This is a genomic window from Citrobacter sp. Cpo065 (genome assembly GCF_030332805.1).
Taxonomy (GTDB): Bacteria; Pseudomonadota; Gammaproteobacteria; order Enterobacterales; family Enterobacteriaceae; genus Citrobacter; species Citrobacter portucalensis.
Genome location: NZ_JAOWHC010000034.1, coordinates 329,362 through 350,071 on the forward strand (window position 1 = coordinate 329,362; position 20,710 = coordinate 350,071).

Consider the following 20,710-nt stretch of genomic DNA (forward strand, 5'->3'; position numbering starts at 1 on the left):
AGGCACTTATGACTATCACAGCAGCAACACATGCGATTTCCATTGACCCTGCCAGCGGTGAAAGGCTGACGGCGACGCCGTGGGCCAGCGCGGAAGAGATTGATCATGCGCTGAACCTTGCCGCGAATGGCTATAGCGAATGGAAACATACTTCCGTTGAGCACCGTGCGCAAACGCTGCGCCAGATCGGGCAATCTCTGCGCCATCGTGCGGAAGAGATGGCGCAGTGTATCTCACGTGAAATGGGTAAACCCATTAAGCAGGCGCGTGCTGAAGTCGCCAAGTCAGCTGCATTGTGTGACTGGTACGCCGAGCATGGACCGGCGATGCTCAATCCGGAACCTACGCTGGTGGAGAATAATCAGGCGGTGATTGAATATCGTCCGGTAGGAACCATTCTGGCGATCATGCCGTGGAACTTCCCGCTCTGGCAGGTAATGCGAGGTGCCGTCCCGATACTGTTGGCTGGAAATGGCTACTTGTTAAAGCATGCGCCTAACGTAACCGGCTGTGCTGCAATTATTGCGCAGGTTTTCGCTGATGCTGGTGTACCCGCGGGGGTTTACGGTTGGGTTAATGCCGATAACGCTGGGGTCAGTCAGATGATCAATGACCCGCGTATTACGGCGGTAACGGTGACAGGCAGTGTACGTGCTGGGGCGGCGATTGGCGCCCAGGCGGGTGCCGCGCTGAAAAAATGTGTGCTTGAACTGGGCGGCTCCGATCCGTTTATTGTCCTCAATGATGCTGACCTCGATCTGGCCGTTAAGGCGGCAGTCGCTGGGCGTTATCAGAACACCGGGCAGGTTTGTGCGGCAGCCAAGCGCTTTATTATCGAAGAAGGGATTGCGGCAGAGTTTACTTCACGCTTTGTGACCGCTGCGAGCGCGCTCAAAATGGGTGATCCGCTGAACGAAGAAAACGATCTGGGGCCGATGGCGCGATTTGATCTGCGTGATGAGCTGCACCAGCAGGTAGAAGCCACCCTTGCCGAAGGGGCACGGTTACTTCTCGGCGGGGAAAAAATTGCTGGTCAGGGCAATTACTATGCCGTGACGGTACTGGGCGATGTCACTCCAGAGATGACGGCGTTCCGCCAGGAGCTGTTTGGTCCGGTTGCGGCAATTACCGTGGCGAAGAATGCTGAACATGCCTTAGCGCTGGCGAATGACAGTGATTTCGGCTTATCCGCCACGGTGTTCACTGCGGATGAAGCGCTGGCGCAGAAGATGGCGTCACGCCTGGAGTGTGGTGGCGTATTTATCAATGGTTACAGTGCCAGCGATGCCCGCGTTGCGTTTGGTGGTGTGAAGAAAAGTGGCTTTGGCCGCGAACTTTCTCACTTTGGCCTGCATGAGTTTTGTAACGTGCAGACCGTCTGGAAAAACCGCCTTTGATGGTGTGGGTGCCTCCGCTGGGGGCACCTGTCTTATTTCTGCAATTTTTCTGTCATTTACTCTCCGTACACTCGCGGCTAACGCTTTGATACAGAAGAGTAATATGAACATAACGCAAATTTTCCATCGTCTAATACCCCGTCAGTTCGGTCTGTTAACCGGCATTTTTTGCATTATTGCGCTGTTCTCTGTTTTGCAGGTCGTGTCCTCCTTGATGCTCTCGGCCTCAGTCAGCGACGCACAGCATAATGAAGGGCGTAATCAACTCGCGCTTTTGCAGCAGGCAAAGGTCGATGAAGCGCGGGTGGCGTTATTATCTGCCAGCGATTTACTCAACCGTGCGGGAATTTATTTTATGCAGGATGCCGCCACCGGTTCGGACGGGAGTTGGCGTCCGTTAATGGAAGAGGCGTATCGGGCGCTGGCGCAGTCAAAAAGTGCATGGGATGCCTGGCGGGATATGAAGCCGCAGTCGGACCCGGATCTAACGGAGAGCTATCAGCGTTTTTATAGCGGTATTCAGGAGCAGGCGGATGGGCTGATGCAGTCAGGTTCCATTGATGCGTTTTTTGCCGTACCCGTGCAGGCCTTTCAGACAGACTTTAACGGTAATTACGCGCGCTTTCAGCAGGACAGTGGGCGACATGCGGAAGCTGGGCGTCAGCAGCTGTTGACCAGTCTTGAGCGTTTACAGAATCTATTTTTGTTTATTCCTCTGGTGCTGGTGGTTATCGCCTTTCTGGTCTGGCGTAGTATGTTCCGTTGGGTGATTATGCCGCTGCGACGGCTGATCGATCATATCGATATTTTAGCGGCGGGTGATCTTTCTCGGCCAGCCCCGCAGGTGAGTCAGTTTAATCGGGAAGTGACGCAATTAAGTTCGCGTATTGCTGCAATGCAGCAGGGGCTCTGCGCGCTGGTGCGGCAGGTGAATGATGCCACCACCGCAATGGTAGGAAATATCAACGAACTTGCGCAGAACAATAAACAACTATACCAGCAGTCGGCAAAACAAAGTGAAGAGTTGAGCACTGTGACATCGCATATTTCGGTTCTGGAAACGCATGTTGAGGATAACAGTGGCTTTGCTGAACTGGCGAATCAACGCGCAGTGCAGGCGCGTGATATTGCGGCAGGTGGAGACCGAATGATGGCGACGGTAAATGCGTCAATGCAGGCGATTGTGACTCGCTCGTCTGAAATGCGAGGGATTACAACGCTTATCGACAACATTGCATTTCAGACAAATATCCTGGCTCTCAACGCCGCAATTGAGGCAGCACATGCCGGGGAGCAAGGGCGCGGGTTTGCCGTGGTTGCGAAAGAAGTTGGGCTGCTGGCGCGAAAAAGCGGTCAGTCTACGCAAAACATTCAGACACTGATTAAACACTCGTTACAGGGCATTGAAGAGGGCTTTCACGCGGTTAACGGACTGGATAAGAATTTGCAGCAGGTTATCGCACTGGTGGAAAACCTCGGCGCGTTACTGAACGATATTTCGACTGCAACGTTAAATCAGGGGAACAGTATTCACCAGTTAACCCGTCAGCTCCATGTCCTGAACGGCGAAGCCCGACAAACCAGTGATCTGGTGAATGCTGCATCTGATTCTTCCTTACAGCTTCACCATGAATCTAACCAGCTTATGCAGGCCGTGGCCAGATTCCGTCTTCCGGCCTGACGCTGCGTATTCAGCTCTGTTATACTCGCAGGCCTTTCATACCTGCGAGCAAGGAGCATGTTGTGGCCAGGGCCATGGACAATTCAATTTTAGAGACCATTGTGCAGCAGGTTCGTCCGCTGATTGGTCAGGGTAAAGTCGCTGATTACATTCCGGCATTAGCCTCCGTCGACGGTTCAAAACTGGGTATTGCTATCTGTACCGTTGATGGACAGCACTATCAGGCGGGAGATGCGCAAGAACGTTTTTCTATACAGTCGATTTCAAAGGTGCTCAGTCTGGTCGTGGCGATGCGTCACTATCAGGAAGAGGAGATCTGGCAGCGCGTCGGCAAAGATCCTTCCGGTCATCCTTTTAACTCCCTGGTACAGCTGGAAATGGAGCAGGGTATCCCTCGCAACCCCTTTATTAATGCCGGGGCGCTGGTGGTTTGCGATATGCTGCAAGGGCGTCTAAGCGCACCGCGTCAACGGATGCTGGAAGTGGTGCGGGCATTAAGCGGCGTGTCGGATATCGCCTATGATGCGACGGTCGCGCGATCGGAGTTTGAGCACTCGGCGCGTAACGCCGCTATTGCATGGTTGATGAAATCCTTCGGCAATTTTCACCATGACGTGCCCACCGTTTTGCAGAACTATTTTCACTACTGCGCGCTGAAAATGAGCTGTGTGGAACTGGCGCGGACTTTTGTCTTTTTGGCAAATCAAGGGCATGCCTTTCATCTTGCGGAGCCTGTGGTCACTCCGATGCAGGCCCGGCAGATCAATGCGCTGATGGCGACCAGTGGCATGTATCAGAACGCAGGGGAATTTGCCTGGCGGGTCGGGCTTCCGGCGAAATCTGGTGTGGGTGGCGGCATCGTGGCGATCGTGCCACACGAGATGGCGATTGCTGTCTGGAGTCCGGAACTGGATCCGGCGGGAAATTCACTGGCCGGTATCGCCGTGCTGGAGCAATTAACACAACAGCTGGGGCGCTCGGTTTACTGATGAAAACGCTCGATCCTCTTTTTGCCCGGCTGGCGAAATCAACGTTTCGCTCGCGGTTTCGTCTTGGTCAGAAAGAAAGGCAGTATTGTCTGGATAAAGGGGCGCCAGTTATCGAACAACATGCTGCGGATTTTATAGCTAAACGACTGGCACCTGCGTTTCCCGCCAATGATGGTAAACAGACCCCTATGCGTGGTCACCCGGTATTTATTGCTCAACATGCTACGGCGACGTGCTGTCGAGGGTGTCTGGCGAAATGGCATGATATACCTCAGGGTGTAGCGCTAAACGATGAACAGCAACGTTACGTTGTCACGGTTATTTACTACTGGTTAGTGCTCCAAATGAACAAGCCATAGATAACATTATCCTATGATATGCCCCCTTGAGTTGTGTAATTGTTAAAAGCAGTATGAAGGGGTCAATCTAAGGAGAAACCATGGCTTCCGGCAAACCCTGCTTTGTGCTGAGCGCGGCACAGATTCTGTCGAGAATCGACGAGCTCAGCGATGTTCTTGAACAGTGCGTCAATGACGGTGCCTCCGTCAGTTTTATGCTGCCCTTTAATCGCGAAAAATCAGAGCCTTTCTGGATGAAGGTCGCGCAAAGTGTTTCTCGCGGAGAACGGATCGTTCTTGCTACGCAGAATGCGCAGGGGGTGCTTGTCGGTACCGTCCAACTCATTATCGATCAACCCGAAAATCAACCTCATCGTGCTGATGTCGCCAAACTGCTGGTTCACCCCTCAGCGCGACGCGGTGGCCTGGCCCGTGAATTGATGAACGAACTGGAAAGTTGCGCGCGTCAACAAGGTAAAACGCTGCTGGTGCTTGATACGGCGACGGGCAGTGGTGCGGAGTTGTTCTACCACAATTGTGGGTGGAAAAAGGTAGGGGTGATACCTGACTATGCCCAAATGCCCAACGGGACGCTGACCGGAACCACACTTTTCTATAAAACGCTCTAATTTGTCGCCGGGGATTGATCAAAACAGGGTTTCAATGTATTAAAGTTTGCTAACCTATTGGACCAATTCAATCAGGTTGTATGACTAATCATAAAGGGAACCCATTGTGCAAACACTAAATCGTCGCGATTTCCCCGGTGCTCAGTATCCTGAACGCATTATTCAGTTTGGTGAAGGAAACTTCCTGCGCGCCTTTGTAGACTGGCAGGTAGATCTGCTCAACGAGCATACCGATCTGAACGCTGGTGTGGTCATTGTTCGTCCTATCGAAAGTTCCTTCCCGCCATCGCTGAGTACGCAGGATGGCCTCTATACCACTATCATTCGTGGTTTGAATGAGAAGGGCGAGGCCGTCAGTGATGCCCGTCTAATTCGTTCAGTTAACCGTGAAATCAGCGTCTATAGCGAATACGATGAGTTCCTGAAGCTGGCGCATAATCCTGATATGCGTTTTGTGTTCTCTAACACCACGGAAGCAGGTATCAGTTACCACGCAGGCGATAAGTTTGACGACGCGCCAGCGGTTAGTTATCCGGCTAAACTGACGCGTCTGCTGTTCGAACGCTTCAGCTATTTTAACGGCGCATTGGATAAAGGCTGGATTATCATCCCTTGCGAACTGATTGATTATAACGGTGATGCACTGCGTGAACTGGTTCTGCGCTACGCTCAGGAATGGGCGCTGCCGGAAGCGTTTATTCAGTGGCTGGATCAGGCCAATGCATTTTGCTCAACGCTGGTGGACCGTATTGTTACCGGCTATCCGCGTGATGAAGTAGCTAAGCTCGAAGCTGAACTGGGCTATCATGATGCTTTCCTCGATACCGCAGAACATTTCTATCTGTTTGTCATTCAGGGGCCGAAGTCATTAGCCGCAGAACTACGTCTGGATAAGTATCCGCTGAATGTCCTGATCGTGGATGACATCAAACCGTACAAAGAGCGCAAAGTGGCGATTCTCAACGGTGCTCACACCGCGCTGGTCCCTGTTGCCTGGCAGGCAGGGTTGGACACCGTGGGCGAGGCGATGAATGACGCTGAGATTTGTGCTTTCGTGGAGAAAGCGATCTATGAAGAGATCATTCCGGTACTGGATTTACCACGTGATGAGTTAGCTTCTTTCGCCAGCGCGGTAACCGGTCGATTCTGCAACCCGTATATAAAACATCAGCTGCTGTCGATTGCCCTGAATGGCATGACCAAGTTCCGCACCCGTATATTGCCGCAACTGCTGGCAGGGCAACAGGCCAGCGGTAAGCTGCCGGCGCGTTTGACGTTTGCGCTTGCCGCGTTAATTGCTTTTTATCGTGGAGAGCGCAACGGTGAGTCTTATCCGGTTCAGGATGATGCGCACTGGATAGAACGTTTTCAACAGCTGTGGTCCCAGCATCGCGATCGCCAGATAAGTACCGAAGCGTTGGTCAAATCTGTACTGGGTGTCAAAGAACACTGGGAACAAGATCTGACGCAGGTTTCTGGACTGGTGGAACAGGTCTCTGCCGATCTGGATACCATTCTGGCAAAAGGTATGCGTGAAGCCGTTAAGCCACTGTGCTAAGACGACTACCGACAACCCGGCTCAGGCCGGGTTTTTTCTGGATATACATTAGTTACAACATACTGTGTGGTTTATATCATAAACCCGGTCTGTGACTTAGGTGCGGCTTCATTTTAAGCAGGGACAAAGTTGTTGGGATAATGTTGCGATTAACTTGCAACATTGATCGCTATCGCGTCTAATGTGACGGATTTCACATTTTCCCGAAGATAACCATGATCGTTCGTCCCCAACAACACTGGCTGCGCCTGATATTCGTCTGGCATGGTTCCGTATTATCTAAAATATTTTCACGACTGCTGCTGAACTTCCTGCTCTCCATCGCCGTTATCATCATGTTGCCCTGGTATACGATGTTGGGTATCAAATTTACCCTGGCACCGTTCAGTATTCTGGGCGTGGCGATTGCTATCTTTTTAGGTTTTCGCAATAACGCCTGCTATTCACGTTATGTCGAAGCCCGACACCTGTGGGGGCAGTTGATGATTGCTTCCCGGTCACTACTTCGCGAGGTGAAAACCACCTTACCGGATGACGCCGAACTGGGGCAGTTTGTTCGTCTGCAAATCGCATTTGCCCACTGTTTACGCATGACATTACGTCGAAACCCACAGGCAGAGCCGTTGACGAAATATCTCAGCGAGAAAGATCTGCAGACGGTATTTGCCGCACAATCGCCAGCAAACCGCATTTTGTTGCTGATGGGGGAGTGGTTGGCCGTACGCAGACGTGATGGACAGCTGTCCGATATATTATTTCATAGTTTAAACAACAGATTAAATGATATGTCGGCAGTACTGGCAGGTTGTGAGCGAATCGCGAATACACCCGTTCCGTTTGCTTATACTTTGATCCTTCATCGCACTGTTTATCTGTTTTGTATCATGCTGCCATTCGCGTTGGTGGTGGATCTTCACTACATGACGCCGTTTATTTCAGTGCTTATTTCCTATACTTTTATCTCGCTCGATGCGCTTGCGGAAGAGCTTGAAGATCCGTTTGGTACTGAGAACAATGACCTGCCGCTGGATGCGATTTGCAATGCAATCGAAATCGATTTACTGCAAATGAACGATGAAACCAATGTGCCAGCAAAACATATGCCGGATAAACATTACCAACTAACTTAGTTTCGTTCAGTTTCCCACCATGCTGGCCGCATATCAGAAAACGAATGAAACTCCGGCGCCAGAGCTTCATCATTAGGATCGTCAAAAGCGCCGGCTAAAAGCGCAATGACCGGAGCGTCATCGATGGCGCCCACGGAACTACCGCACTGAGGGCAAAAAGCCCGACTGGTGGTTTCAGATGAGCGCCAGGTTGTCGGTTTTCCGGCTTTTCCTGTCCATTCTACATTTTCTGCATCAAACTCAATCCAGACGACGGTCGGGGCCCCCGTATGTTTCCGGCATATATCGCATGAGCAGGTATGGGAATTATTAGGACTGCTGGCAGTGAAGCGGATCGAGCCACACAGACACCCACCAATGTAGACTTTAGACATAACAACTCCCGTCAGAAACATGTGGCAAGACACTAGCAGATGCCAGACATAGTCACTAGATCCTTATGATAAAAAGGCGAGGGCGCGCATACTCGGTAGCCCAGTCCTGTGATCTGTCTGATGATAAACGCTTAACTATTGCGTCTGGCAACAATAAACAACCGCGGAAATGCCAGCAAAATATTGCCGTTTTCCTGCAACGGATATTGATCCTGAAGTAGTTCATGGTAGCGAGCCAGGTAATGACGCTGCTCGCTTTCGCTCAAATCCTGCAACCAGGGGCGTAGTCCCGTTGAGCTTACCCAGTCGATAATCGCCTGATGCGAATCCATAATGTGATAATACGTTGTACGCCAGATATCTACATCACAACCCGCTTCGGTCAAAATATCATAGTAGGCGTGAACACCAGGAAGCGGAGCACGCCCCCGGTCGGGGTAATCTTGTTCATAAGCCACTTCGCGCATCAGTACATGCGTGGGCTCCAGCCAGTTATCCGGCATTTGCACGGCCAGAACGCCGTTGTGACTCAGCTGTGAGACCAAATGTGGGAATAATTCATAGTGATCGGGCACCCACTGTAACGACGCATTTGCATAAAGCAGATCCACGGGATGCTCGGGCTTAAACTGGCTAATATCCGCTTCGATAAAATGGCAGTCAGGTAATGCGTTGCGTGCTTCATTCAGCATAGCAGGTGAAGAATCGACACCTGTTGTCTTTGCCGTGGGCCAGCGCTGATGCAGCAATGCCGTACTGTTTCCCGGACCACAACCAAGATCAACAACTGAGCGGACATTTTCTAACGCCACACGGCTGAGTAATTCTGCTGCGGGTCTTGAACGTTCAGTTGCATATTGCAGATAAAGCGAAGGGTTCCAGTCGGCCATGTATAAATCTCCAGTATGAGAGGAAAAGTCGGAAAAGGACGGTATAAGACCTTGCCGATGAGCCACTTATTTTAGAAGATTATATGAAAATGAATGATAAGGGCAGGAATATGCTGGAAACATCAAGGTTGATATTACGACAGTGGGAGGCTAAAGACCGAGCCCCTTTTGCTGCACTCAATGCCGATTCTGACGTGATGCGTTTTTTCCCCGCGCCGCTACAGAAAGCTGAAAGCGATAACCTGGCCGATAGATTTAGTGAAGGTATTGCAGAACGCGGCTGGGGATTTTGGGCCGTAGAGCTAAAAGAAACACACCAGTTTGTGGGCTGTGTGGGGTTGCATCCACAACCTGATAAATTTCATTTTTCACCCTGTACCGAAATTGGCTGGCGCCTTGCTAAAGCATACTGGCACCAGGGTCTGGCGTTAGAAGCCGCGCAAGCGAGTCTTGCATTTGCTTTTGACGTACTGGCACTAAATGAAGTCGTTTCATTTACTTCTGTGCTGAATAAACCGTCAGAGAATCTGATGATCCGACTTGGTATGAATAAAACAGAAGAGTTCACGCATCCCGCGTTGCCGCCAGATCATCGATTGGCACAACATGTTCTGTATCGTCTTTGCCGATAATTAATCAGTCTATTTTGCTCCTTTTCTCATATCAGAGAAAATAACTAAGCCAATTCCAGCCAAAATAATGACGCTTGCGAGAAGGATTCTGACGGTGAGCGTTTCGCCCAAAAATAGGATCCCACCGAGAGTGGCCAGACAAGGTACGCTGAGTTGAATAGTACTGGCCGTTGTGGACCTGAGTAAGGGGAGCAATGAATACCAGAGCAGATATGCACCTCCCGATGTAATTGCACCAGAAAGCACGCCCAGAACTAATCCATATATATCAATATGAAGATGAGAGCGGAAGAACAGAGGGATAATCAATGCGACCGGGATTGACAGGATGAAATTTCCCCCGGTAGAAGCAGCATCCGTGATTTTTTTCCCTGTGATACTGTAGAAAGCCCAGGCTAACCCAGCAATAACCATCATTAATGCAGCATACAAGGAAGGGCGTTCTGCACCAGGAAGCAGCAATATGGCTATTCCAGCCAATGCTCCGAGTATTCCTGTTATTTTTAAAATTACGAGCTTTTCTCCCTGAGCTATCCCCCATACTGTCATGACGAGCTGAACGGTACCAAAGAGCAGCAGGGCACCAGCGCCGGTGCTGAGAGAAACATAGGCAATGGAGAATGAAAAAACATAGATGCAAAGTAGCAGGGCATTTAACCACTTGAACTCAAATTTTCTGCTGTCAGATGTTATCGTAATAAATAAAAAAAGGGCAATTGCGCCACTTATCAACCGGAGACTGCTGAATGAAATAGCATCAGCATGCATCCCCTTCAACGCGAGTCGGCAAAGTACGGAGTTGCCGGCAAATGCGACCATTGCGATGATGATTCTGATGAGCAAGATAACGTCCTTTAGTCGATACGATTATTAGCGCAAGATGCAGGTGTTGTCTTTAAAAACAGGTGTGTTGATTAACATAATTGCCAACATCAACGACTCTATTCGTGTTGGGATCGACATTAAGAACGACAAAACGCATTTGCGGGCAGAACAGCTCTGCACTTTTCTTGCGGCACTCAGTTTGTAGCCATCGATGCTCACCCTGTTCGGTTACAACCGTGTTCACGTTTCCGTATTCGCTGCACACAAAACCTTTTTCAGTTGCTCTTTGCCTTGCTGCCTCCAGGCTCAGACCAATAACATTCAGCTCATCGACCTCTTTGGCATGTGTGCTGTCGGAAACACGGGTTAATGTGCAGCTCGACAGCGTAGAGGTAAATAGTAGCAAGAGCATGAAGCGTAGGATGGTTTTGCTTTTTTTGTTTCGCATTGTCCGATATGTACTCAATTTTATTATCGTATTTCTGAAAGTAAGTGAAGTCACCTGGTTCAGTATATAACGAACGATTACATACCATTGCTTAAAAATCAAAGATGTGCGGCTTTATATTTTTAAATGAAAGCTACCAAAGCCAGAATCTCATGACGTAATAATTGAGACTATGTACTTTTGGTCAGAGGTATGCGTTTCAAATTAGCGACGATAAAGATAAGAGCCTTCCCAGAGTTCACATCAAATGAAGATCTCATTCTGACTAACATTGCGTAAGTGAAAGGCTGGTCTATGCTAAAAAAAGCAATCAAATTTGCGTTGGCTTTTTGAATAATAACGATAATTCTCGTGTTTTCGGTGGCGAATATGAACAGGATTGTGATCGCTTTTTTAATGTGCTTCCTTTCCTCTTTGGTTGTTAACACATATGCGGCGGAACCTCGTCAGGAGCCCACCGAAAAGGAACGCGCGCGAACGGTTTATATTTTTCATCAACCGATTGTCATGCTCCAGGCGAAATTCGGCCTTACCACGCCAGAGGAGCGGGTGCTGCGCATCCGCAATACGCTACGAAATTTCACTGAAGCCGATGTTCGCGAACCGCTACAAGTTGTGTCGGTCACGCGTTATAACCAGCCGGGAAGGCTTATCGTGATGAACGGTAAACCGGTGATGTTGCTGACACAAGGCGATCTCGACGAAGGAGACGATCTTACGCTCGACCAGGCGGCGCAGCGCGTACTGGCGCGCATGGAGGCGCAGCGGTCTGCATTGAGCGATCAGTATAACAGCGCCTGGCTGGCGCTGTCGGCGGTGAAAACGGTGGCTGGTCTGGTGGGACTGGTGCTGTTTTGGTTCGGTGCATACCGTTCCTGGCGTTGGGTTAGACGCGTTTATCGTCGTCGCATTTTTGAGAACAAAAGCTGGATCCCCCAGAGTTGGCGGCGTTTTATCGGCGCTATCGAGACACGCCTGTACGCACTGTTGATGATCCTGCTTGGTATCGTTGCACTTTATGTTTGGCTGAGTTGGGTCTTTAGCCTGTTTCCCTGGACGCGCGTCTGGGGAGAGTCCCTTGGTGACTGGTCTGTACGCGTAGTGCGTGATATTGCATTGTCAATTGTCTCAGCGTTACCTGGCTTGATGATCGTCCTGATCATTTTTCTCATCACCGCGTTCATCCTGAAGCTGCTTAAGGTGGTTCTCAACCAGGTGGAGGCAGGGCGTTTGCAGTTGCCTGGAATTCACCCTGAAACCGTGGGCGCAACCAGGAAGTTGATCTCTGTGGTGGTGTGGCTCTTTGCGCTATCTGCAGCTTATCCCTTTTTGCCTGGAGCCAATTCACTGGCGTTTAAAGGCATCAGCGTTTTCTTTGGCCTGATGCTCACGCTGGGGTCGGCCGGGGTGATGAACCACGCAATGAGCGGACTGGTTTTGATCTATTCGCGCGCTCTGCGCAAAGGCGACATGATTCGGGTAGCGGACAACGAGGGATTGGTAAGCGAAATTGGTATGCTCGCGACCAAAATTATCACTCGTGAAAATTACGTGGTCACAGTGCCAAATGCGGTAGTGGTTAGTGGAAAAATTACTAACCTTAGCGCGCAAAGCACCAACGGCGGCGTTAACCTGACGGTCGGCGTTACCATTGGCTACGACACGCCCTGGCGCCAGGTTCACGCAATGCTGGAGTTGGCAGCCAAGCGTGCCAAAGGAATCGACCTTTCACAGCCGCCGTTGGTGCGTCAGCTGAGTCTGATGGACTGGTATATTTCCTATGAATTGCAGGTGCGCCTGCTGCCGGATGTATCTCTGGCAGATGCCCGCAATGAACTGCACAGCAATATCCAGGACGTATTCAACGAATTTAACGTGCAGATTATGTCTCCGAATTTTGTGCTACAGCCAGAAAACAGCGTGATGGTGGCCAAAGAGAATTGGTATACCGCACCCGCAACACCGCCAGAAGGCGGGAAATAATGCGTTGGCTTTTTCTGCTAATTCCTCTGCTGTGTTGGCGCGCTATGGCGACAGGGCTTATTGATCCTGAAGACGGCATGGTGGACATGAGCCGTTATTTACAAGAAAACCCGTACGGTTTTCTACCGATTCCGCTGGTTATTACCGAACCGGCCGTTGGTTATGGCGGCGGCCTGTTCGGTCTGTTTCTGCATGGCAAGGGACGACAGGTTGATGGGCAGTTTATTCCCCCGGCCATGAGCGCGTTTGGCGGTGGCGGAACGCAAAACGGTACCTGGTTTGTAGGAGGGGGGCATCGCCACACCTGGCAGGATGACCACATTCGCTATCTGGTTGCAGGAGGCTATGCCGATGTCAATCTGGATATATATTCCGGTGACGTATTGGGCTTTGGCAATAACCGGGCCGTGGAAACCGAAACTCGCGGTTATGGCGGTATGCAAAAGCTTCTCTTTCGCGCAGGGGATTCTCCCGTTTTTCTGGGAGCATCACAGTTCTGGGCAAAGATGGATATCTCTGCCCGCAATAATCCGCTCGTCAACCAGGTATGGCGGCAGCTATTGGGTGAAAGCAGCATCACCTCTGCATTGGGGCTGGTAGCAGAATACGACACAACTGATAACTTCTTTTGGCCCGGACGCGGGCTTTCTCTTAGCGGCGAGTATCAATTCTACGGCCACTATCTTGGGGGCGACTATCGCTACGACCTGCTGACACTCGAAGGCAAGTTTTTCCTGCCACTGAACGCCGACTGGACGCTTTCACTTGCAGGGGACTATCAAACGCTGTCGCAGCAGGATAAACATCTGCCACCAATGGCGCGCCCTTATATCGAACTTCGTGGTATCTCTCGCTATCGCTACCAGGGGGATGACGTGAGTACCGTTCAGACGCAGTTAGCCTGGCAAATGTCGTCGCGTTGGATTGTTTTGGGTTTTGTCGGTGCTGGAAGTGCGGCAGACAGTACATCAGAGCTTTACCGTAGCGCAGAAGTGACCTGGGGCAGCGGTATTCGATATTTGATTGCGCGCGAATACGGACTGCGTACCGGTGTAGATGTCGCTTTTAGCGATAACGAACAAGCAGTTTATTTTAATGTTGGCTCTGGCCTGTAGGGATGAGCGGAATGAATGAGGACAAATAATGAAATGGTTCCACGCGGTTGTTCCGTTGCTGTGGGTTTCCGGCGTGGCCAGCGCAGCTGAAACTGATGCCAGCACGTTTCCGATTTGGGGCGAGGAGGCCAGGGCGCGGGGATATGCCATTCCGCTACCGTTTGGCATAAACCTGAGCTATATGAACATGCGGCAAAATATTGATGTCGATAGCATCAGTTTTTCCGGACTGGCGCTTGGCAATCACCCGATTCCTGTCGATATGTTCAATATTGATGCCGGCCATACGCGTGAACAGAGCAAAACTGAAAACCTACGTCTGGACATGTGGGTCTTCCCGTTTTTGAACATTTACGGGCTGGTAGGGCACACACGCGGATCGTCGGTCTCGAATGTTTCAGTAGATGCAGACCCTTCGCGCTACACCGGTGTTGACCGCATTATCGCATCATCTGTGCATCAGCTTTATCAGAGCGGTGAGCTACAGGATATTGATTTTGTTCTCGATTTTAAAGGCACAACCTGGGGAACCGGTATTACTTTGGCAGGAGGATACGAAAACTGGTTTGCCCTGGTGGATACCAACTATACCCGTACTGATTTTGACATTCTGGATGGCAAAATTTCAGCCCTTACCGTGTCTCCCCGTGTTGGGTATCGCTTTAAATTTCAGGGGCCGGTGGGCGAATCGCATCTGAGCGTCTGGGTGGGGAGTATGTACCAGAACGTGCAGCAGGAGTTCAGGGGTAGCCTCTCCGATCTGCATATGCCCGCTGAGCTTCAGCCACTGATCCAGGCCGTAAACCAGGATGGCAACGGGCGATTTGATGTTAAACAGAATCTGACCTCTCCGTGGAACATGCTGCTGGGGACTCAGTTTGAAATGACGCCACAATTTAACGTCCTGACGGAGTTTGGATTTAACGAACGCAATAGCTTCTTTATTGCCGGTGAATATCGCTTCTGATGAACGGTTATCGCGTCATGTTGACATCGCTATTGGCTCTGACGACCTGGTCTGCGGAGGCGTTAACATTGGATCAACCCTCAATTGACGCTTTCCTCGGGAAGCTGGGTGCGGATAACCAGTACGATCCGGCAAAAGGGGTGAACTGGAGCGTGTTGCCGGGGCCATTTTACACTCCAGAGCTGAAGCTGGGTCTTGGCATGGCGGTGGCGGGGATCTACCGGGTGGATGCGGCAGATAAAACAACTCAGAACTCTTCTGTTTCCTTGACGGGTTATGTCAGCGCCAGCGGGGCGTTGGGAATGGGGATCAGCAGTTATACCTTTTTTACCGACGACCGTTGGCGATTGTTTGTGGACGGCTCAGTGAACAAAGTGCCAACGGGTTTTTGGGGCATTGGCTACGACGCAGCCCAGGGTAATGAACAGGATTACACCAACAACTCTGTGAGTTTGCATCCTGTATTGATGCGAGAAATCGCTGAACGCGTTTATCTCGGCGCGGGTTGGGATTTTTCTTCTATGCAGGCGGACGTTGACGATCCGCATCAGGGGGACGTGTTCAGCCTAAATAATGCGCAGACATCGCCGTTATCGTCTGGACCCAGTGTAAGTCTGAGTTACGACACGCGTGACGTTGTCACGCGGCCACAGCATGGACACTATTTTAAGCTGGAGTACACCTGGTTTGATCCGTCTTTTGGTTCAGATACTCATTTTACGGCAGCACAGGTTCAGTACGATCGTTACCTTTTACTTGATGACAGGACTGTGCTGGCGTTCGATTTATGGGGACGTTTCACTCGTGGAGACGTGCCGTGGGATCGTTTATCAATGGCCGGAGACGACCGCCGTCTGCGGGGGTATTACCAGGGGCGTTATCGGGATAAGGATGTGGTAAGTGGGCAGGTGGAATATCGAAAAAAACTCAACTGGCGACATGGTTACGTGTTGTGGTTGGGCGCAGGAGCTTTAGGCAGAAACATTGACGATATGGGACATCATCCGATCTTACCTAATGCGGGTGTCGGCTATCGCTTTGAAGTGAAGCCCGCCATGAATATCCGCCTGGATTTAGGATTTGGGAGAGAGAGTGCAGGATTCTATTTTCAAATTGCGGAGGCATTCTGAATGGCTAAAGGATTTCTGTTTTTACTGCTGGTAGCCGGATTCGCCTGCGCGGAAGTTCCTGGCCTCACTCTTAAACAAGCGCATAAGGCGTATCCCGTTGTCAGCCATTTAGCACCGCCGGAGTCACTACGCCCATGCTGCGCGTTTGGCTATGATCTTCATGTCAGGGCGATAGGTGTGCCGATCCCTGTCTACCAGATTGGCAATGTATTAACGTTAAATTCACTGGGGCGTCATCACTATAACGATAGTGCGTTGGGGGCCGTGAAAAATATCGTTGGACTGAGTGAGGAAAAAGACGGACTGCTTTATACCCACCGTGGGGGGTTTATCGACATAGCTCACGTTCGCGATACGGCGGATAACACCTTTTACCTCTTTTCTCGTATTTATCCAAAACTTGGTCAACAGTGGCGTTTTTTTTACAGCGAAGAATTGGGCGTCAGACGGATACAGCTACACGGTTTCACACCTCCTGCAGCAATGGCGCAGCGTTACACATTGGCCGCCTGGTTGGCGGGGAATCTGGCCTTTGAACTGGCTCAATGGCACGAAATTGCACAGTGGTATGGATTCGAGTCTGTTCCCGGTTTTTCTGAGCAGATTTCTGCATTTTCCCCGGAAGATCTCTATTCAAATCTACTGGGTGCTCGTATCGCCATCAACGTGATTTTACAGGGCAGGGTGGAATCCATTACGGAATACAACGCGGCGGTGGATCGCGAACTGCAGCGGGTTTTACTGCAACTTGGCGTCGCAACCCGGACTGAAACTGAGCGTAAGTTTCGCGAATTGGACGGTGACTGGTGGAACAGTAAACGTAGGGTTCCAGATAAATTTCTGGTGTTAAAGCGTAACTATAATCTTGAGCATAACCGGTTACCAACCCCAGTTTCGTACGAGAACGCCACGCCACTGCAACTGACTTTTCCCGCCGTGATCGAAGGATATCGGCTTGCGCGCCTGGGCGAGTTACAAATTTACCCGGGCACTTCCATGCAATCGCTTCCGCGACCGAAAACTTATTACGCACCAGATAGTTTTCAGTCCCTGGCTGACACAGCGAGTGAAGCAGACAAAATCCAGCTCGAACGTATGCACAAGTCGCGCTTTTAATCCGGTGATTTAGCCTGGCAACAGTCACCATCAATTTATCAGGGGAGTTACGATAATCCGTATCTGTGGTTTGCCAGTGTGAACTACAGTTATCAGTTTTAATGTTCAGTGAAGTGAGAGTCGCGGTGGAATTGTAGAAGACATAAACAGCTATTTGCATAACCAGCTGTAGTCGAGAGCCATCATCCAGAACTGTTAGCGCTGTTGAGGAAACTGTGCTTGAAAGGGTTTTGAGGCGTCATTATTGAGCAGCACAAGGATGACCATAAAACATCAGATTCAGCCTTTATCTACGTTAGTGCGCATAATGTATATTATGTTAAATGCAATTTGATACGTACTCAGTTAAGTCCCCATGTGGCCCACGTTTGGCCATTGACCTCCTCTGCTCATTACAATCATGAAAGCCTGAGAAACAGAGTTCGTTCCTGCAGTTGAGATGCTTTGAATCCGTGGTGAAGATAAAAACGTTTAGCTTCGTCTGTGAGCACATGCACCATAACGGCACGCACGCCAATATTTTCTGCCACTTTGTAACACCGCAGTACCGCATCGTGAAGCAGATCGGCCCCTAACCCTTTTCCACGAACAGAAAGATCTACGGCCAATCTGGCAAGGATAATTACGGGGATTGGATCTGGCATGTTACGCCGAAGATTGCCTGTTGCTTCTGTGTGGTTGACGCTGCCAGTGGCCAGTGAATAAAAGCCAGCGACTTGTCGCGTGTCTGTTTTGCAGACAACAAACGTCCTGGTTGCACCGAGAGCCTGATTTTTCAACCCTTTTTGCTTTAACCAATCATCGAGAACAATTTCTCCGCTGACAAATTCCGCCAATTGATGAATGTGAGTTAGCGGCTCAGGTGCGGTTACAAATCCCACTGTGGTTTCCTTGCCAGTAGCTTCCTGATAGCGGGATCTTCGGCAACCGGAGCATCAAGCATCTCGATAAACTCAGCGTATTGTTCATCATTAAAATTAAACACTCGGCGATCGAGAATGACGTTCTCTGCCGCCTGGCAGGCCATTTCCAGAATAAAGTCTGTACGCGATTTATGTAGAATCTCTGCGGCCGCATCAATAAGCGCGCGTTGGGATTCTTTAGCTCTAAGGTTGAGCTGGACATCTGATTTCATTATTAAGCCTCTTGTATAGCAATTGCTTTACAAGCATATCATAAAGCTTATGTATAGCAACTGCTATACAGTCTCGTACGACTCAATACTCTGATAAGCAACAATAAAAAACCCGCCAGTGCTGGCGGGTTATGGCATAGTTTGTCTCTGAAGTTAAGGCGTTACCATGTTAAACCAGAAATCAAAGCTATCTAAATACCCGAGGAACTCATCAAGCTTGGCATGATTGCCGGAAATTTGTACATCACCCTTCTCTTCTGCCTGTTTCAGCGATTCTTCCTTGAGAATGATTTTGTTCAATGTTGCACGGTTAAGTGTAATGGAGGCATCAGCGTTGCTGGCCTGTGCATCAGCGCTATGGTTAAGAACACCGTTTTCCAGTTCCAGTTTGTATTTACCGCCGTCAGCACCTAAATCGACGTTGAAGACTGCCTGCGCATTTGCCGCTTTTTCTCCGTTAATATGTACCGCGAGATAATCAAAGAACATCTCCGGCGACATGGCCTTAACGGTATCCGGGCTGGCGGTATTTGGCGTCGCGCCTTTTACCACACCGTTGCGTAATTCTTGTGCACCTGTCAGATAAAAATTACGCCATGGACCGGACTCAGCCTGGTAACCCATTTGTTCAAGGGCATCTGCTTCCAGATTACGGGCTTCTTTATTGCTCGGATCAGCAAAGACGATATTGTTAGTGACTTGCGCCACCCAACGGTAATTGCCCTGGGCGTAATCAGTTTTCGCTTTTTGCATGATTGCATCGGCGCCGCCCATATAATCGACATATTTCTTCGCGGCATCAACGGGCGGTAATTCATTCAGTGTTGCCGGATTACCATTGAACCAGCCGAGGTAAAAGACATACGTTGCTTTCACATCATGGCTGACAGAACCATAGTATCCACGGCTGGCCCATGATTTTTCCAGACCAGACGGCAGTTTGAAGTTAGCGGCGATTTCGTCACGGGTCAGCCCCTGGTTAGCCATGCGCAGCGTCTGATCGTTGATGTAACGGTACATATCACGCTGACTTTTCATTAACTTCACCACATTTTCATTACCCCAGGTCGGCCAGTGATGCTGAGCAATAATAATGTTTGCCTTTCCACCCCAGCGGCTAATAACGTCATTGATATATTTTGACCATGCCAGCGGATCGCGGATCTTCGCGCCACGTAATGAATAAGTGTTATGCAGCGTATGGGTGACATCCTCTGCAGCTTCGATCATTCCCTTCTCTTCTACATACCACAGCATTTCAGAAGGTGCTTCCGATCCCGGCGCCATCATGAAATCATAGGTAAGGCCGTCGATAACTTCTTTCTGTCCGGTGTGGGTAATATAGTTCGTGGGTTCAATCAGCGTCACCGTACCCGCGGAGGTTGTCGTTCCCAGACCCGCACCGACCTGACCTTTTGCATCCGGTTTCAACAGATTGCCGTACATGTAACTGGCTCGGCGACTCATGGCGTTACCTGCCATAATATTTTCAGATACAGCTTCCTTCATAAAACCAGCCGGTGCATATACCTTCACTTTACCGGATTTTACATCAGCTTCATCAATCACGCCGCGAACGCCACCGTAGTGGTCAACATGGCTGTGCGTATAAATGACGGCAACAACGGGTCTTTTACCGCGATTCTTATAATAAAGGTCCATTCCTACTTTCGCGGTTTCTGCCGATACCAGCGGATCAATGACCGTAATACCCTCTTTCCCTTCCATAATTGTCATATTCGAGAGATCAAGATTACGGATTTGATACACGCCATCGGTGACCTGGAACAAACCGCCAATATTGATCAACTGCGACTGCCGCCACAGGCTTGGATTAACCGTGTCGGGGGCTTTTTCGCCCTCTTTGATAAAGGCATATTGCTGAGGGTCCCAAACAACATTTCCCTGCTTACCTTTAATCAATTCACTGGGAAGTGGAGCAATAAAACCTTTATGAGCGTTCATAAAATCGGTTTTATCAGTGAATGGCAATTGACCATATAAGGCGTCATTCGCACTTTTGGTCTGAGCAGTCGCATCTTTTGCCCCTTCCTGTGCCAATACAGGTAGTGATATTAATGATGTTGAACACACGCCAGCTAATGCCAGATAACTCACTAGTTTATTAAGTTTCATAAATCCTCACTAATAATATATTAGAAACCCTGCTGCTCCGATTGTTGAGAAGCTTCCGTAATACTGTGTTTATCAGGTTTCTATGATCTAATGCTCGTAGGCTAACATGATCTTATGAAACAATATAATGCAATGACATTTAATTTTAAATTTCATTTTGTTTTTATTTAAACAAAATAGCTGTAGACACCTGACTGTATAAAAAGATAATGGCTGGCATCCATTGTCTTTAGAACA

Annotated in this window: 20 protein-coding genes; 13 read left to right on the top strand and 7 right to left on the bottom strand. The window is 49.8% G+C overall.

Annotated elements, in window-relative coordinates:
- Positions 1-8: 8 nt before the first annotated feature.
- The 7 genes from sad to OGY68_RS17770 all read left to right on the top strand — a co-directional run bounded on the left by sad (position 9) and on the right by OGY68_RS17770 (position 7,722).
- Entirely contained in the window at positions 9-1,397 is a 1,389-nt protein-coding gene (sad, locus tag OGY68_RS17740) for a succinate-semialdehyde dehydrogenase (RefSeq protein ID WP_057067522.1), read from the top strand.
- Between the two features lie 103 nt (positions 1,398-1,500).
- Complete coding sequence (locus OGY68_RS17745) at positions 1,501-3,078, top strand: methyl-accepting chemotaxis protein (RefSeq protein ID WP_008784752.1); 1,578 nt, start codon at positions 1,501-1,503, stop codon at positions 3,076-3,078.
- Positions 3,079-3,140: 62 nt separating this feature from the next.
- Complete coding sequence (gene glsB / locus OGY68_RS17750; RefSeq protein WP_003832944.1) at positions 3,141-4,067, top strand: glutaminase B; 927 nt, start codon at positions 3,141-3,143, stop codon at positions 4,065-4,067.
- Positions 4,067-4,426 (top strand): DUF4186 domain-containing protein, encoded by a 360-nt coding sequence (locus OGY68_RS17755; RefSeq protein ID WP_048235398.1) that lies wholly within the window; start codon positions 4,067-4,069, stop codon positions 4,424-4,426. Before glsB ends, OGY68_RS17755 begins: the two co-directional genes overlap by 1 nt.
- 80 nt (positions 4,427-4,506) lie before the next feature.
- On the top strand, positions 4,507-5,034 hold the full coding sequence (locus tag OGY68_RS17760; protein WP_057067521.1) for a GNAT family N-acetyltransferase: 528 nt from the start codon (positions 4,507-4,509) through the stop codon (positions 5,032-5,034).
- Positions 5,035-5,140: 106 nt separating this feature from the next.
- Positions 5,141-6,592 (top strand): tagaturonate reductase, encoded by a 1,452-nt coding sequence (locus tag OGY68_RS17765; RefSeq protein ID WP_008784755.1) that lies wholly within the window; start codon positions 5,141-5,143, stop codon positions 6,590-6,592.
- Between the two features lie 215 nt (positions 6,593-6,807).
- Positions 6,808-7,722 carry a bestrophin family protein gene (locus tag OGY68_RS17770; protein ID WP_057067520.1) on the top strand — a complete coding sequence of 305 codons (915 nt, stop codon included), beginning with the start codon at positions 6,808-6,810 and terminating at the stop codon, positions 7,720-7,722.
- Here the strand turns inward: OGY68_RS17770 and OGY68_RS17775 are convergent.
- The gene (locus OGY68_RS17775) at positions 7,719-8,096 is read right to left on the bottom strand and encodes a GFA family protein (RefSeq protein WP_057067519.1); all 378 of its coding nucleotides are present in this window, start codon (positions 8,094-8,096) and stop codon (positions 7,719-7,721) included. The genes OGY68_RS17770 and OGY68_RS17775 overlap by 4 nt on opposite strands.
- A gap of 131 nt (positions 8,097-8,227) precedes the next feature.
- Entirely contained in the window at positions 8,228-8,986 is a 759-nt protein-coding gene (tam, locus tag OGY68_RS17780) for a trans-aconitate 2-methyltransferase (protein ID WP_057067518.1), read from the bottom strand.
- A gap of 110 nt (positions 8,987-9,096) precedes the next feature.
- On the opposite strand from tam, the gene OGY68_RS17785 reads away from it, so the two are divergent.
- Positions 9,097-9,618 carry a GNAT family N-acetyltransferase gene (locus tag OGY68_RS17785; RefSeq protein ID WP_048226507.1) on the top strand — a complete coding sequence of 174 codons (522 nt, stop codon included), beginning with the start codon at positions 9,097-9,099 and terminating at the stop codon, positions 9,616-9,618.
- Between the two features lie 9 nt (positions 9,619-9,627).
- Here the strand turns inward: OGY68_RS17785 and OGY68_RS17790 are convergent, their stop codons facing one another.
- Positions 9,628-10,461, bottom strand: a complete 834-nt coding sequence (locus OGY68_RS17790; RefSeq protein ID WP_275383130.1) for a DMT family transporter — start codon at positions 10,459-10,461, stop codon at positions 9,628-9,630.
- A 52-nt stretch (positions 10,462-10,513) separates the two neighbouring features.
- Complete coding sequence (locus OGY68_RS17795; RefSeq protein WP_057067517.1) at positions 10,514-10,891, bottom strand: hypothetical protein; 378 nt, start codon at positions 10,889-10,891, stop codon at positions 10,514-10,516.
- A gap of 369 nt (positions 10,892-11,260) precedes the next feature.
- Between OGY68_RS17795 and OGY68_RS17800 the strand changes: the two genes are divergently transcribed.
- The 5 genes from OGY68_RS17800 to OGY68_RS17820 are packed head-to-tail and all read left to right on the top strand — an operon-like array spanning position 11,261 to position 17,202.
- Positions 11,261-12,874, top strand: a complete 1,614-nt coding sequence (locus OGY68_RS17800) for a mechanosensitive ion channel family protein (protein ID WP_057067516.1) — start codon at positions 11,261-11,263, stop codon at positions 12,872-12,874.
- Entirely contained in the window at positions 12,874-13,989 is a 1,116-nt protein-coding gene (locus tag OGY68_RS17805; RefSeq protein ID WP_057067515.1) for a BamA/TamA family outer membrane protein, read from the top strand. Before OGY68_RS17800 ends, OGY68_RS17805 begins: the two co-directional genes overlap by 1 nt.
- 28 nt (positions 13,990-14,017) lie before the next feature.
- On the top strand, positions 14,018-14,956 hold the full coding sequence (locus tag OGY68_RS17810) for a hypothetical protein (RefSeq protein WP_008784763.1): 939 nt from the start codon (positions 14,018-14,020) through the stop codon (positions 14,954-14,956).
- Positions 14,956-16,086, top strand: a complete 1,131-nt coding sequence (locus tag OGY68_RS17815) for a BamA/TamA family outer membrane protein (protein ID WP_048235381.1) — start codon at positions 14,956-14,958, stop codon at positions 16,084-16,086. The genes OGY68_RS17810 and OGY68_RS17815 overlap by 1 nt, the downstream gene beginning before the upstream one ends.
- Positions 16,087-17,202, top strand: coding sequence for a DUF4056 domain-containing protein (locus OGY68_RS17820; RefSeq protein WP_057067514.1), 1,116 nt, complete (start codon positions 16,087-16,089; stop codon positions 17,200-17,202).
- Positions 17,203-17,600: 398 nt separating this feature from the next.
- On the opposite strand, the gene OGY68_RS17825 is transcribed toward OGY68_RS17820, so the two are convergent.
- From OGY68_RS17825 to OGY68_RS17835, 3 genes are all read right to left on the bottom strand, one after another.
- Positions 17,601-18,083: a GNAT family N-acetyltransferase gene (locus OGY68_RS17825; RefSeq protein WP_057067513.1), complete on the bottom strand. Its 483-nt coding sequence runs from the start codon at positions 18,081-18,083 to the stop codon at positions 17,601-17,603.
- Positions 18,071-18,337: a type II toxin-antitoxin system TacA family antitoxin gene (locus OGY68_RS17830; RefSeq protein ID WP_008784769.1), complete on the bottom strand. Its 267-nt coding sequence runs from the start codon at positions 18,335-18,337 to the stop codon at positions 18,071-18,073. The genes OGY68_RS17825 and OGY68_RS17830 overlap by 13 nt, the downstream gene beginning before the upstream one ends.
- A gap of 153 nt (positions 18,338-18,490) precedes the next feature.
- Positions 18,491-20,473: an alkyl/aryl-sulfatase gene (locus OGY68_RS17835; protein WP_057067512.1), complete on the bottom strand. Its 1,983-nt coding sequence runs from the start codon at positions 20,471-20,473 to the stop codon at positions 18,491-18,493.
- Positions 20,474-20,710: the final 237 nt, after the last annotated feature.